We start from the raw sequence: 14,135 nt of genomic DNA, 5'->3' as shown, positions 1-14,135 counted from the left end.
TATCACCATGTTGATTATAAAGTGTGATATTGATCACGTTAACAGCTCTGCATGTTAAAGCGGTGTAGCCGGTGGCAGGTTGCACCCCTGCTAAATGAGTAGGAGAATGGTTGTCGAAAAGTTGATCCATACTATGCGTACAGCCTGTGGTTTATGCTGCAATAGCACGCTCGCTTCCGTGGTTGTTCAGGAATACCGCTGTGTCTAAACAAAACCGTGATCCCCTCTCGTCACCCCTGCCTGCCGGCATTGTGGAACTGTCGGTACACCGACCGCCCCACATAACCGATGCCATACCCGATTTTCTGGCCGAAGAAGTGCCCGTTGCGCTCGTTTACAACGGCATATCGCATGTGGTGATGATGGCGTCTCCGAAAGATCTTGAGCTGTTCGCCATCGGTTTTTCCCTCTCGGAAGGCATCATTGAGCATCCGCAAGATATCTATGGCATGGACGTGGTGCAGGCCTGCAACGGCCTGGAAGTGCAAATCGAGCTCTCCAGCCGCCGCTTTATGGGGCTGAAAGAGCGTCGACGCGCGCTGGCCGGGCGTACCGGCTGCGGCGTGTGTGGCGTTGAGCAGCTCAATGATATTGGCAAACCTGTTTCACCACTGCCGTTTACTCAGACCTTTAATCTGGCGCACCTCGACCCTGCGCTTGAGCACCTCAACGATGTACAGCCTATCGGCCAGCTCAGCGGCTGCACGCACGCGGCGGCGTGGGTATTGCCGTCGGGAGAGATTGCCGGTGGGCATGAAGACGTGGGCCGCCACGTGGCGCTGGATAAGCTGCTCGGTCGTCGTGCACGTGAAAGTGAGGTTTGGCAGCAGGGCGCCGCGCTCGTTTCCAGCCGCGCCAGCTATGAGATGGTGCAAAAATCGGCGATGTGCGGGGTGGAGATCCTGTTTGCCGTGTCGGCGGCAACGACGCTGGCGGTGGAGGTGGCCGAGCGCTGCAACCTGACGCTGGTGGGGTTCTGCAAGCCGGGAAGGGCAACCATTTATACCCATCCACAGCGATTAATAGTTAATCAGTAATTTTGAATGATAATAGCAAATCCTTCCGCTTTTAGTTGTTCGCGATGAGGTCTAGTATTTATCTCATCAAGGCACGGTGCCTTACCTGAACAACTTAATGAAAGGGTTTATATTATGAAAAGCATCAAAACTTTTGTCGCTGTAATCGCTCTGGCTACTTCTTTTGGTTCTTTCGCTGCGCAGACCGTAACCGCAACCGCCTCTACCATTGATGGTGCAGAAGCGAAAATCGCGGCTCAGGCTCAGGAAGCGGGCGCGTCTTCGTACAAAATTACCCAGGCATTCACCGGTAACCGCGTACACATGACTGCTGAACTGAACAAATAAGCGAGTCACACCGTCGAAAGAGCGCCCCCGGGGCGCTTTTTTAGTTTATGCCCGCCACGCGCAGCAATGCCGTCACCACCGCCGCAGCCACAATGACCACGATTAACGGCATTTTCCGCCAGGCTAAAAACACCGCAAACGCCACGCCCAGCACGCGCGCCATGCCCGCGAAGTGTTCTCCCTCATAAAAGGTGGTCGCCAGCGCCACGGAGAACAGCAATACCGTTGCCGCATCTGACAGCAGCGCCTGAGAACGCTCCGACAGCGCCAGCCGGTTGCCGAGTTTGGCGCCGCCAAGGCGCATTAAATAGGTTCCGGCAGAAAGAATGGCGATGCCGAGAATAAAGACCGTCATGTTTTCCATTATTTTTTCCTCGCGGCAAGACCGAGTAAAGAGAGCAGTACCGGTAATCCCACCGGGGCAAACGGTACGGCGGCCAGCGATAACACGGCGCCGCTGCAGGCGCGGATCAGCGTGGTACGGTTTTTAAAAGCGGGAACCACTAATGCCAGCAGAATGGCCGGAAATACCGCATCCAGCCCGATGGTCTCCGGGTCCGGCAACAATTTGCCGACCATGGCCCCCAGCAGTGCGCCAAGCGGCCAGACGATGGCGACGCCTAAGCCGCACAGCCAGTAGGCGGCTTTACGCTGCTCGGCGGTTTTTTGCGACAGGCCAAACACCACGCTTTCATCGTTCATGATGTGGCAGCCCAGCAGGCTCAGACCGCGCTTGCCCACCAGCTCACGCACCGTCACGCCAAACGGCACGTGCCGGGCGTTGACCAGCAAACCTGCCGCCGCGGCCGCCAGCGGATTGCCGCCGCTCGCCACGATGCCGATAAACATGAACTCAGACGCGCCCGCCAGCACGGTAATGGAGAGCACAAACGGCACCCAGACCGGGAAACCGTAGGCCATCGCCAGCGAGCCGTAGGACATCCCGACCACACCCACCGCGAGGCAGACCAGGATGATTGCTTTTATGGTGTCGCCTTTCAGACAAGAGAGATGATGCTTCATACAATTTTAGCCATATCGAACGTGTATCCATTATAATGAACGCAACGAAACTGATTTTCAAGACGAACGATTCGTTCGTTTTATAGAACAAGAGGCCGTTATATGACGCAGCCGATCAGCCTGATCGCCAAAAGTCTGGTGCGAGAACGCCTGCGAACCGGGCTTTCACTGGCGGAAATTGCCCGCCGTGCCGGGATCGCAAAATCCACGCTTTCCCAGCTGGAGTCCGGCAACGGTAACCCTAGCCTGGAAACGCTGTGGTCGCTCTGCGTGGCGCTGGATATTCCTTTCGCCCGCTTGCTTGAGCCGCAGCTACCGACCACGCAGGTGATACGCCGTGGTGAAGGGACGAAAGTGGTCGCCGGAGAGGCTAATTATGAAGCCATTTTGCTGGCAGCATGCCCTCCCGGCGCGCGCCGCGATGTCTATCTTCTGATGACCCAACCGGGCGCAGACCGTCTTTCTCAGCCGCATCCGCCGGGCTCGGTTGAACATATTATTGTGACGCAGGGGCGGGCGCTGGTCGGCCTGCTCGACGCAGCGGAAGAGCTTGGCGCAGGGGATTACATTTGTTATCCCGCCGACCAGCCGCACATCTTCAAGGCCCTGGAGCCAGACACTTACGCGCTGCTGGTGGCGGAACAAAACTAACAGAGATACGGAAACTCATGTCGCTTAAAGCCATTGCCAAAGAACTGGGGCTGTCAGTCACCACCGTCAGCCGCGCCCTCAACGGATATGACGACGTTTCTCACGAGACGCGCGCTCGCGTAGAAGCGGAGGCCCAGCGACGCGGCTATCGGCCTAACACCTTCGCCCGTCGTCTGAAGATGGGCAAAATCGACGCCGTTGGGCTGGTGTTCCCGGTCCATCCTGTTCCGCTCAATAACAGCGTATTTATGGACATGGTCGGCGAAATTAGCCACGAACTGGCGCGACATGAAATCGACCTGCTGCTCATCGCAGACGACGATCTGGCGGATAAGCACAGCTATATGCGCATGGTGCAAAGCCGCCGCGTGGATGCGCTGATCGTGGCACACACGCTGGATCGCGATCCCCGTCTTGAGCAGCTGCAGGCGGCCGGTTTTCCTTTCCTGGCGCTCGGGCGCAGCCAGCTGCCGCAGCCGTACGCGTGGTTCGACTTCGACAACTATGCCGGTACGTACAATGCGACCCGCTGGCTGATCGGAAAAGGCCATCAGCGCATTGCCCTGCTGGGCGAAAGCAACAATCAGGCATTCATCACCCAGCGCCGTCAGGGCTATCTGGACGCGTTGCGGGAAGCCGGGCTTTCCAGCGAATGGCTGCGCGCCATGCCCCCTTCACGCCGGGTGGGGTATGCCACCACGAAAGAGCTTCTCTCGCTGTCGCAGCCGCCCACGGCCATCATTACCGACTGCAACACTCATGGCGACGGCGCGGCGATGGCGCTGGCGGAGCTGGGCCGCCTGACCGGCGAGAACGCCGTTGCGCTGGTGGTTTATGACGGGCTTCCGCAGGACAGCATCGTCGACGCTGACGTGGCGGCAGTGATCCAGTCCACCCGTCAGGGCGTCGGGAAACAGATTGCCGATATGGTTCGCCAGCTGATCAACGGAGAGGCGATCGAGCAGCTCCAGGTGCTCTGGCAGCCCGAATTCTCTCCCGGCCAGACGGCCTGAATCTCTCCATTTTCTAAACCCGATCACAAATCCGAAACGTTTTGGTTTGTATCCGAAACGTTTCGGATCAAAACTCAAGGCATCCCATGACAGGAGATGTCTGATGCAAGATTCCATTTTACGACTCGAAAGCGCGACGGTGGATGTGGTGATAAAAACGCACCCGTTCGCCGAAATTATCTACTGGGGGCCGCATCTTCAGCACTTTTCGCCGCAGAATGCTGAAACCCTTTCCCGGCCAGTTGCCAACGGCAGGCTGGATGTGGATTCTCCGGTCACGCTGATGGCCGAGCTGGGGCACGGCCTGTTTGGGTCGCCCGGTATTGAAGGGCATCGTCTGGGACTGGACGGTTCACCTCTCTTTAGCACCACAGACGTCCAGCAGCAGGGGCAAACCCTGACGATTACGGCAGAAGATGAACATGCGGGCCTGCGGCTGACCAGCGAGCTGGCGCTGGACGCCAGCGGCGTGCTGGTGGTGCGTCACGGCTTAACCAACCTGAAAGCGCAGGCGTGGCAGGTGGACCGTTTTGCCATAACGCTACCCGTGGCCGAACGCGCGCGGGAGGTGATGGCCTTCCACGGACGCTGGATCCGGGAATTTCAGCCGCACCGCGTGACGCTTGAGCACGACAGCTTTGTGATTGAAAACCGCCGGGGTAAAACCTCCCATGAACACTTCCCGGCGCTGATTGCCGGTACGCCGTCGTTCAGCGAAATGCACGGCGACGTCTGGGGCGTGCATCTGGGCTGGAGCGGCAACCATCGCCTGCGTGCGGAAGCCAAAACCGACGGCCGCCGCTATCTGCAGGCTGAAGCCCTCTACCTGCCGGGCGAAATGGCGATTGAGGAGGGCGACACGCTCTGGACGCCGCGCCTGTATGCAAGCTACTCTGCACGGGGCCTGAACGGCATGAGCCAGCAGTTTCACCATTACCTTCGCGACAACGTTATCCGCTTCCCCGAAAACAAACCGCGCCCGGTTCACCTCAATACCTGGGAAGGCATCTACTTTAACCACGACCCGGACTACATCATGCGCATGGCCGACGAGGCGGCCGCGCTGGGCGTGGAGCGCTTTATCATCGACGACGGCTGGTTCAAAGGTCGCAACGACGACTACGCCGCGCTGGGTGACTGGTATCTGGACGAGAAGAAGTACCCGAACGGCCTCACGCCGGTCATCAGCCATGTGAAACAGCTCGGCATGGCGTTTGGCATCTGGGTTGAGCCGGAGATGATTAACCCGGATTCCGATCTTTATCGTGCGCATCCCGACTGGGTGCTGGCGTTGCCCGGCTACAGGCAACATACCGGGCGGCACCAGCTGGTGCTTAACCTGAACATTCCGAAGGCGTTTGATTACCTGGTGGAGCGCATGAGCTGGCTTCTGGGTGAACATGAGGTCGACTACGTGAAGTGGGACATGAACCGTGAGCTGGTGCAGCCGGGTCACGACGGAAAGGCCGCCGCCGACGCGCAAACCCGCCAGTTTTATCGCCTGCTGGACGTGCTGGGCAAGCGTTTCCCGCACGTCGAATTTGAATCCTGCTCCTCCGGCGGGGGGCGAATTGATTATGAAGTGCTGACGCGCTGCCACCGCTTCTGGGCCTCGGACAACAACGATGCGCTGGAGCGCAACGCTATCCAGCGCGGCATGAGCTATTTCTTCCCGCCGGAGGTGATGGGGGCGCATATCGGTCATCATAAATGTCACGCCACCTTCCGCCAGCACAGCATTGAATTTCGCGGTCTGACGGCGCTGTTTGGCCATATGGGGCTGGAACTGGATCCCCTCACCGTTGATGAGCAGGAGCGCGAAGGTTATCGCCGTTACGCCGCGCTGTATAAGCAGTGGCGCGAGGTTATCCATCAGGGCACCCACTGGCGCGTGGATATGCCGGATGCCACTACGCTGGCACAGGGTATTGTGAGCGAAGATAAAACGCAGGGACTGTTTATCGTCAGCCAGCTCGCCATGCCGGACTACACGTTGATGATGCCGCTGCGCATGCCGGGGCTTGAGGCCAGCGCGCAATATCGTATTTCGCTGCTCGATCACCCTGATATTCGCATCACCGGTGAGGGAGGCCATACCATGCGCAAGCTGCCGGCATGGATGGAGACCCCGCAAACGGCGAGCGGTGAGTGGCTGATGCAGGCGGGCATTGCGCTGCCGATTCTCGATCCGGAAAGCGCCATCCTGATTGGCGTGGAACGCGTGTAAAGGTGACGGGCCGGGAAACTGGCCCTCCGTTGAGGATAAAAATAATGAACACAACAACCTGTACCCACAAAGACAACCCTAATTTCTGGATATTCGGGCTGTTCTTCTTTCTCTACTTTTTCATCATGGCCACCTGCTTTCCGTTCCTGCCGATCTGGCTGTCGGATATCATCGGCCTCAATAAAACCCATACCGGCATCGTCTTCTCCTGCATCTCACTCTCGGCCATTGCCTTCCAGCCGGTGCTTGGGGTGATCTCGGATAAACTGGGGCTGAAAAAACACCTGCTGTGGATCATCTCCGTGCTGCTGTTCCTGTTTGCCCCTTTCTTCCTCTACGTCTTTGCGCCGTTACTGAAAGCCAACATCTGGCTGGGCGCGTTGAGCGGCGGCATTTATATCGGCTTTGTCTTTTCGGCGGGCTCAGGAGCCATTGAGGCCTACATTGAACGCGTGAGCCGTAACAGTTTCTTTGAGTACGGCAAGGCGCGCATGTTTGGCTGCCTCGGCTGGGGGCTGTGCGCCTCCACGGGCGGGATCCTGTTCGGCATCGATCCGTCGTATGTTTTCTGGATGGGTTCGGCGGCGGCGCTGCTGTTGATGCTGCTGCTGGTGGTCGCAAAGCCTAGACCCAACCAGACGGCGCAGGTAATGAATGCGCTGGGTGCCAACCAGCCGCAGATCACGGCGAAAACGGTTTTTAGCCTGTTCCGCCAGCGCAGAATGTGGATGTTTATTCTGTACGTGATTGGCGTGGCCTGCGTCTATGACGTCTTCGACCAGCAGTTTGCTACCTTCTTCAAAACGTTCTTCGCCACGCCGCAGGAGGGCACTCGCGCCTTTGGTTTTGCGACCACTGCCGGGGAAATCTGCAATGCGATCATCATGTTTTGTTCACCGTGGATCATTAACCGCATCGGCGCGAAAAACACGCTGCTGATCGCCGGGGTGATTATGGCGACGCGCATTATCGGCTCGTCGTTTGCCACCACCGCCGTAGAAGTGATTGCCCTGAAGATGCTGCACGCGCTGGAGGTGCCGTTCCTGCTGGTGGGGGCCTTCAAGTACATCACCGGGGTGTTTGATACGCGTCTTTCGGCGACTATCTATCTGATTGGCTTCCAGTTTGCCAAACAGTCGGCGGCAATCTTCCTCTCCGCGTTTGCCGGGAATATGTATGACCGGATCGGTTTCCAGGAGACGTACCTGATGCTGGGCTGTTTCGTGCTGGCGATTACGGTGGTGTCGGCGTTTACGCTCAGCAGCAGGGAGGAGATAGCGGCGGGCAATAAGGCGCTAGAAGTCCATTAACACCCTGAACCCATTCACTATTCCGGCGTTGGTCAAAAAATGAATAACCTTATAAAAACTACGGCATTGATAATCATTTTCAATATCATTTAATTAACTATAATGAACCAACTGCTTACGCGGCATTAACAGCTGTGCCGCCCGACAATAATGGAGAGGATTATGAGTTATACACTGCCATCCCTGCCGTATGCCTACGACGCACTGGAACCGCATTTCGACAAGCAGACGATGGAAATCCATCACACTAAACACCACCAGACCTATGTGAACAACGCGAACGCCGCGCTGGAAAGCCTGCCTGAGTTCGCTAACCTGCCTGTTGAAGAGCTGATCACCAAGCTGGACCAGCTGCCAGCGGACAAGAAAACCGTGCTGCGCAACAACGCGGGCGGTCACGCTAACCACAGCCTGTTCTGGAAAGGCCTGAAAACCGGTACTACCCTGCAGGGCGACCTGAAAGCGGCTATCGAGCGCGACTTCGGTTCCGTTGACAACTTCAAAGCGGAGTTCGAGAAAGCCGCTGCAACCCGTTTCGGCTCCGGCTGGGCGTGGCTGGTACTGAAAGGTGACAAACTGGCCGTGGTTTCTACCGCGAACCAGGACTCCCCGCTGATGGGTGAAGCGATCTCTGGCGCATCCGGTTTCCCAATCCTGGGTCTGGACGTGTGGGAACACGCTTACTACCTGAAATTCCAGAACCGTCGTCCGGACTACATCAAAGCCTTCTGGGACGTGGTGAACTGGGACGAAGCAGCAGCGCGTTTCGCCGCTAAAAAATAAGGTTGCATTGACGCCTGTGAGAAGCGAGTCTGATGGCTCGCTTTTTTTGTATCTGCGTAATGGAGGCAGCGATGCATTATCCGGTGAATGTATTTACAGGCAAGGTAAGGGAGTACGACGGCAGCCGCCCGAGCGCCATCGCCAAAATTCAGGTCGACGGTGAGCTGACGTTAACCGACCTCGGGCTTGCGGGTGACGAGCAGGCCGAAAAGAAGATCCACGGCGGGCCGGAGCGCGCGCTGTGCCACTATCCGCGCGAGCACTATCAGCACTGGAAGGCGGAGTTCCCCGAGCAGGCGGATCTCTTCGTTGCTCCCGCGTTTGGTGAAAATCTCTCCACTGAAGGGCTCACCGAAAAGAACGTGTTTATTGGTGATATCTACCGCTGGGGCGATGCCCTGATTCAGGTGACGCAGCCGCGCTCGCCGTGCTTCAAGCTCAACTACCATTTCGGCATTCATGACATGTCGGCTCAGATGCAAAGCGCGGGTAAAACCGGCTGGCTGTACCGGGTGGTGCTGGCTGGGCAGGTTTCAGCGGATGCGCCGCTTGAGCTGGTATCACGCCTGAGTGAGGTGTCTGTTTACGACGCCTGCGCCATTGCGTGGCATATGCCGTTTGATGACGAGCAGTATCATCGCCTGCTGTCGGCGGCGGGGCTGTCGACCAGCTGGACAAGAACGATGCAGAAACGGCGTTTAAGCAGCAAGATCGAGGATAATTCCCGGAGATTGTGGGGTAAATAGACCTCCGTAAAAAGTAGGCCGGGTAAGGCGAAGCCGCCACCCGGCACTAACAGCTACGAACGCTTATACAACGGTAGCCACAGCGTTAACCGCAGCCCACCCAGCGGGCTGTCGTCGGCTTTCACCCAGCCGCGGTGCTGCTGCATGGCGGTTTCCACAATCGCCAGCCCCAGCCCCGTACCGCCCGATTCCCGGTCACGCGCTTCGTCGGTACGGTAGAACGGACGGAAAATCTGCTCGCGGTCTTCCGGGCTGACGCCAGGACCGTCGTCGTCGACGATGACGGTGATCCCGTCTTTATCCACCGAGAACGCCACCTCAATCTTCGTGTGCGAGTAGCGCAGGGCGTTACGCACGATATTTTCCAGCGCGCTTTCCAGCGCGTTGGGGTTACCGTACAGCGGCCATGGACCCGGCGGGAAGTTAACGGTGAAGGATTTGCCCATCTGCTCCGCTTCGAACGCCGCGTTATCCAGCACTTCATGCCACAGATGATTGGCTTTCACCGTTTCGCTCACCAGCGCGTTTTTCTGCTGATTGCGCGACATGACCAGCAGATCGTTGATCATGCTGTCCAGACGATGCGCTTCGGTTTCGATGCGCTCCAGCTCTTTGCTTTCTCCATTGCGGCGGCGCAGCAGGGCGGTACCCAGCTGTAAGCGCGTGAGCGGGGTACGCAGCTCGTGCGAGATATCCGACAGCAGGCGCTGCTGGGCCGTCATCATGCGATCGAGCGCGCTCACCATCTGGTTGAAACTGGTCCCGGCGGCCAGGAACTCCTGCGGTCCGGACTCCAGTTCCGGGTGCTGCCTCAGGTTGCCCTGCGCCACTTCGTCGGCGGCGTTTTTCAGCTTACGTGCGGGTTTTGCCAGGCTCCACGCCAGCCATAACAGCAGCGGCGAGCTGACCAGCATCGTGACAATCAGCAGCAGGAGAGGGCGGTCAAACAGCAGGTTGATAAAATCGGACTGGGAGCTGCTCGCGGGGCGAATCAGGTAGAGCTGATAGTTATCCTCGCCATCTCTGACGGAGAACGGCCCCACCATCTCTACGCGGCCATATTTTTTCTTCTGGGGGTGATCGGCATTATCTGCCTGGCCAATGAAGTTGCGGATGATCTGCATTTCATTGCGATCGGCGCCAATCACGCGGCCTTCGCTGGTCACCAGCAGCAGGCGTTGTCCGGGCGGCGCCCACTTGTCGATAGCGCGAAATAGCCTGCGCCACCACATCAAATCGTTTGGCGGATCGTTTGCCAGCTCGGCTTCCACGTGCTGCTCGATCATCACGCCCTGACGTTGCTCGCTGTCGAGCAGCTCCGTCATCTGGCGTGAGTCGAGTTTTGGCAACATCAGTACGAGCATTAAAACCAGTGCCAGCGTCAACCAGAAGATGGCGAAGATGCGGGCGGTTAAGCTTCCTATCATGAAGCGGAAACCATCAGATAACCGCGACCACGCAGGGTTTTAAACCATGGGTGACCGTCTTTACGCTCCGGCAGCTTACGGCGCAGGTTAGAGATGTGCATGTCGATGGCGCGGTCAAACGGGGTAAGACGCTTGCCCAGCACTTCCTGACTTAAATGTTCACGCGATACCACCTGGCCGAGGTGCTGTGCCAGCAGATACAGCAGGGTGAACTCGGTGCCGGTGAGTTCGAGCGTCTGGCCATCAAAGCTCGCTTCCTGGCGGCCCGGATTCAGGCTCAGGGAGTCGACTTCAAGGGTCGGTGAGCTGTTGTCGGTATTCTGCTGCTGCTCGCTCCAGTGGGAACGACGCAGGATCGCGCGAATACGGGCGACCAGTTCGCGGTCGTTAAACGGCTTCGGTAAATAGTCATCTGCGCCCAGCTCAAGGCCGAGTACGCGGTCGAGTTCGCTGCCGCGCGCGGTCAGCATGATAACGGGGGTCTGGTGCGTCTGGCGAAGCTCTTTCAGCGTATCAATGCCGTTTTTCTTCGGCATCATCACGTCGAGCAAAAGTAAATCGATGCTGTCGTCAAGGAGACTCAGCGCCTGCTCGCCATCATGGGCAACCAGGACGTTGAAACCTTCCATGTCGAGCAACTCCTTTAAAAGGGATGTGAGCTCTCGGTCATCATCAACTAACAGGATTTTATTCATTGTTTAAATACCTCCGAGGCAGAAATTACGACATCAAGGCTGTCTAATCCATGACTTTACGTTGTTTTACACCCCCTGACGCATGTTTGCAGCCTGAATCGTAGACTGTCTCTCGTTGAATCGCGACACGAAAGATTTTGGGAGCAAGTGATGCGCAAAGTTACCGCTGCCGTCATGGCCTCAACGCTGGCGTTCAGTGCGTTTAGCCAGGCTGCTGTAGCTATCATCAGCGATAACGGTCCCTTACAAGAGGGCGCAACGCAGAACAGCAGCCAAAGCCATATGTTTGACGGCATAAGTTTAACCGAACATCAGCGTCAACAGATGCGAGATCTGATGCAGAGGGCGAGACACGACCAGCCCCCTGTTAATGTTAGCGAAATGGAGACAATGCATCGCCTTGTCACCGCAGAAAATTTTGACGAAAGCGCTGTGCGCGCTCAGGCCGAAAAAATGGCACAGGAACAGGTTGCTCGCCAGGTAGAGATGGCGAAGGTCCGCAACCAGATGTTCCACCTGCTAACGCCGGAGCAGCAAGCGGTTTTGAACACCAAACATCAGCAGCGTATGGATCAGCTGCGTGAGGTTGCACGGATGCAGCGAAGCTCAGAAACCTCGTTTTTCAGTAGCAATAGCAGTACCCGTAGTAACCAGTAAACCCTGTTTTCCTTGCCATAGACACCATCCCTGTCTTCCCCCACATGAAGTGGGGGTTTTTTTTTGCCCCACATTCTGTTTGTTAACCGTTTATTCATCCTTCGACTCCACATGCTTCCGTTATACTAGCGGCATGACATGACAGGAGCGTTTATGAATCAATCCTATGGAAGACTGGTCAGCCGGGCCGCCATCGCGGCGACCGTCATGGCATCCAGCCTGTTACTGATTAAAATCTTTGCCTGGTGGTATACCGGCTCGGTCAGTATTCTGGCGGCGCTGGTGGATTCGCTGATGGACATTGCCGCCTCATTGACCAACCTGCTGGTCGTACGTTACTCGCTGCAGCCAGCGGATGAAGAGCACACCTTTGGGCACGGTAAAGCGGAGTCGCTAGCCGCACTGGCGCAAAGCATGTTCATATCCGGTTCTGCGCTGTTCCTGTTTCTCACCGGCATTCAGCATCTCGTCTCGCCGACACCGATGAACGATCCCGGCGTCGGCGTCGTTGTGACGGTCGTTGCACTTATTTGCACACTTGTTCTGGTAACGTTCCAGCGCTGGGTCGTTCGCAAAACGCAAAGTCAGGCCGTACGGGCGGATATGCTTCATTATCAATCTGATGTTATGATGAATGGGGCTATTCTTATTGCGCTCGGTCTGGCCTGGTATGGCTGGCATCGGGCCGATGCGTTGTTTGCGTTAGGGATTGGTATCTATATTTTATATAGCGCCCTGCGGATGGGGTATGAAGCAGTGCAATCGCTGCTTGACCGCGCCCTCCCGGACTCAGAACGTAATGAAATTTTTTCTATCGTGACCGCCTGGCCCGGCGTCAGCGGTGCACACGATCTTCGAACGCGGCAGTCAGGGCCGACCCGCTTTATTCAGATTCATATTGAAATGGAAGACAACCTGCCACTGGTTCAGGCTCACGTGATTGCTGAGCAGGTTGAGCAGGCGATTTTGCAGCGTTTTCCTGGTTCAGACGTCATCATTCACCAGGATCCCTGCTCGGTTATACCCGGACATGTTGGGCTTTCGTAATTCGTTGTAAAAAAGTGAGCCAGGCCAGCATTTTGTGTATAAATTACCGCCATTTGGTCTGACCTGAATCAATTCAGCTGGAAGGGATTGATATACTATTTGCAGTATTCGTTGGTCGATAAGTTTCTTCCGGCAACAGATTTCAATTTTGCATTCCTAAGTTCAGAGGTAGTCATGATTAAGAAAATCGGTGTGTTGACAAGCGGCGGTGATGCGCCGGGCATGAACGCGGCAATTCGTGGGGTTGTCCGCGCGGCGCTGACGGAAGGTCTGGAAGTTTTTGGTATCTATGATGGTTACCTGGGTCTGTATGAAGACCGTATGGTTCAGCTCGACCGTTACAGCGTGTCTGACATGATCAACCGTGGCGGTACCTTCCTTGGGTCTGCGCGCTTCCCGGAATTCCGTGACGAACACGTTCGTGAAGTGGCTATCGAGAACATGAAAAAACGTGGACTGGACGCCCTGGTGGTTATCGGCGGTGACGGCTCGTACATGGGTGCAAAACGTCTGACTGAAATGGGCTTCCCGTGCATCGGTCTGCCGGGCACTATCGACAACGACATCAAAGGCACCGACTACACCATCGGTTACTTCACCGCGCTGGGCACCGTTGTGGAAGCGATTGACCGCCTGCGTGACACCTCTTCTTCCCACCAGCGTATCTCTATCGTTGAAGTGATGGGGCGTTACTGCGGTGACCTGACCCTGGCTGCGGCAATTGCGGGTGGCTGTGAGTTTGTCGTGGTTCCGGAAGTGGAATTCAGCCGTGAAGATCTGGTAGCTGAAATCAAAGCCGGCATCGCGAAAGGCAAAAAACATGCGATCGTGGCTATCACCGAGCACATCTGTGACGTAGACGAGCTGGCGAAGTACATCGAAACCGAAACCAAGCGTGAAACCCGTGCGACCGTACTGGGGCACATCCAGCGTGGCGGTTCCCCTGGCCCGTATGACCGTATTCTGGCGTCCCGTATGGGCGCGTACGCAATCGAACTGCTGCTGCAGGGCCACGGCGGCCGCTGCGTCGGTATTCAGAACGAGAAACTGGTTCACCATGACATCATCGACGCGATTGAAAACATGAAGCGTCCGTTCAAAGGTGACTGGCTGGACTGCGCGAAAAAACTGTACTGATTGGCTCTGTTGCCCGGTGGCGCTGCGCTTACCGGGCCTACAAAAGCACGACTCG

At 56.8% G+C, this 14,135-nt stretch carries 15 protein-coding genes; 11 read left to right on the top strand and 4 right to left on the bottom strand.

Annotated features, from left to right (window positions below):
• The first annotated feature begins 200 nt into the window (after positions 1–200).
• Both fdhD and ACEPLT_RS21910 read left to right on the top strand, forming a co-directional pair.
• The gene (gene fdhD, locus ACEPLT_RS21915) at positions 201–1,037 is read left to right on the top strand and encodes a formate dehydrogenase accessory sulfurtransferase FdhD (protein ID WP_177317944.1); all 837 of its coding nucleotides are present in this window, start codon (positions 201–203) and stop codon (positions 1,035–1,037) included.
• A gap of 114 nt (positions 1,038–1,151) precedes the next feature.
• Entirely contained in the window at positions 1,152–1,364 is a 213-nt protein-coding gene (locus ACEPLT_RS21910) for a YdgH/BhsA/McbA family protein (RefSeq protein ID WP_008501827.1), read from the top strand.
• 40 nt (positions 1,365–1,404) lie between these two features.
• On the opposite strand, the gene ACEPLT_RS21905 is transcribed toward ACEPLT_RS21910, so the two are convergent.
• The gene (locus ACEPLT_RS21905; RefSeq protein ID WP_008501826.1) at positions 1,405–1,728 is read right to left on the bottom strand and encodes an AzlD domain-containing protein; all 324 of its coding nucleotides are present in this window, start codon (positions 1,726–1,728) and stop codon (positions 1,405–1,407) included.
• Positions 1,728–2,387 carry an AzlC family ABC transporter permease gene (locus ACEPLT_RS21900; protein WP_008501825.1) on the bottom strand — a complete coding sequence of 220 codons (660 nt, stop codon included), beginning with the start codon at positions 2,385–2,387 and terminating at the stop codon, positions 1,728–1,730. The genes ACEPLT_RS21905 and ACEPLT_RS21900 overlap by 1 nt, the downstream gene beginning before the upstream one ends.
• A gap of 102 nt (positions 2,388–2,489) precedes the next feature.
• On the opposite strand from ACEPLT_RS21900, the gene ACEPLT_RS21895 reads away from it, so the two are divergent.
• From ACEPLT_RS21895 to yiiM, 6 genes are all read left to right on the top strand, one after another.
• The gene (locus ACEPLT_RS21895; RefSeq protein WP_021242797.1) at positions 2,490–3,038 is read left to right on the top strand and encodes a helix-turn-helix domain-containing protein; all 549 of its coding nucleotides are present in this window, start codon (positions 2,490–2,492) and stop codon (positions 3,036–3,038) included.
• Positions 3,039–3,055: 17 nt separating this feature from the next.
• Positions 3,056–4,051 carry a LacI family DNA-binding transcriptional regulator gene (locus ACEPLT_RS21890; protein ID WP_032675660.1) on the top strand — a complete coding sequence of 332 codons (996 nt, stop codon included), beginning with the start codon at positions 3,056–3,058 and terminating at the stop codon, positions 4,049–4,051.
• A 103-nt stretch (positions 4,052–4,154) separates the two neighbouring features.
• On the top strand, positions 4,155–6,278 hold the full coding sequence (locus tag ACEPLT_RS21885; RefSeq protein ID WP_232929206.1) for an alpha-galactosidase: 2,124 nt from the start codon (positions 4,155–4,157) through the stop codon (positions 6,276–6,278).
• 44 nt (positions 6,279–6,322) lie between these two features.
• Positions 6,323–7,588, top strand: a complete 1,266-nt coding sequence (locus ACEPLT_RS21880; RefSeq protein WP_023326324.1) for an MFS transporter — start codon at positions 6,323–6,325, stop codon at positions 7,586–7,588.
• 162 nt (positions 7,589–7,750) lie between these two features.
• A complete protein-coding gene (sodA, locus tag ACEPLT_RS21875; RefSeq protein WP_003861999.1) occupies positions 7,751–8,371 on the top strand; it encodes a superoxide dismutase [Mn] in 621 nt (206 codons plus the stop codon).
• A gap of 71 nt (positions 8,372–8,442) precedes the next feature.
• Positions 8,443–9,117 (top strand): 6-hydroxyaminopurine reductase, encoded by a 675-nt coding sequence (gene yiiM, locus ACEPLT_RS21870; RefSeq protein ID WP_008501820.1) that lies wholly within the window; start codon positions 8,443–8,445, stop codon positions 9,115–9,117.
• A 53-nt stretch (positions 9,118–9,170) separates the two neighbouring features.
• Here yiiM and cpxA read toward each other — a convergent pair whose 3' ends face one another.
• Both cpxA and cpxR read right to left on the bottom strand, forming a co-directional pair.
• Positions 9,171–10,544: an envelope stress sensor histidine kinase CpxA gene (gene cpxA / locus ACEPLT_RS21865; RefSeq protein ID WP_045416900.1), complete on the bottom strand. Its 1,374-nt coding sequence runs from the start codon at positions 10,542–10,544 to the stop codon at positions 9,171–9,173.
• Complete coding sequence (gene cpxR / locus ACEPLT_RS21860; RefSeq protein ID WP_006179159.1) at positions 10,541–11,239, bottom strand: envelope stress response regulator transcription factor CpxR; 699 nt, start codon at positions 11,237–11,239, stop codon at positions 10,541–10,543. Before cpxR ends, cpxA begins: the two co-directional genes overlap by 4 nt.
• Positions 11,240–11,389: 150 nt before the next feature.
• Between cpxR and cpxP the strand changes: the two genes are divergently transcribed.
• From cpxP to pfkA, 3 genes are all read left to right on the top strand, one after another.
• Positions 11,390–11,896: a cell-envelope stress modulator CpxP gene (cpxP, locus tag ACEPLT_RS21855; RefSeq protein WP_021242802.1), complete on the top strand. Its 507-nt coding sequence runs from the start codon at positions 11,390–11,392 to the stop codon at positions 11,894–11,896.
• 153 nt (positions 11,897–12,049) lie between these two features.
• Entirely contained in the window at positions 12,050–12,943 is an 894-nt protein-coding gene (gene fieF / locus ACEPLT_RS21850; protein ID WP_058654110.1) for a CDF family cation-efflux transporter FieF, read from the top strand.
• Between the two features lie 174 nt (positions 12,944–13,117).
• Entirely contained in the window at positions 13,118–14,080 is a 963-nt protein-coding gene (gene pfkA, locus ACEPLT_RS21845) for a 6-phosphofructokinase (protein WP_008501816.1), read from the top strand.
• Positions 14,081–14,135 lie beyond the last annotated feature (55 nt).

The organism is Enterobacter sp. fkY84-1, from assembly GCF_052974705.1.
The sequence above is the reverse complement of the archived record's forward strand: the minus strand, read 5'-3'. Positions and strand labels throughout refer to the sequence as shown.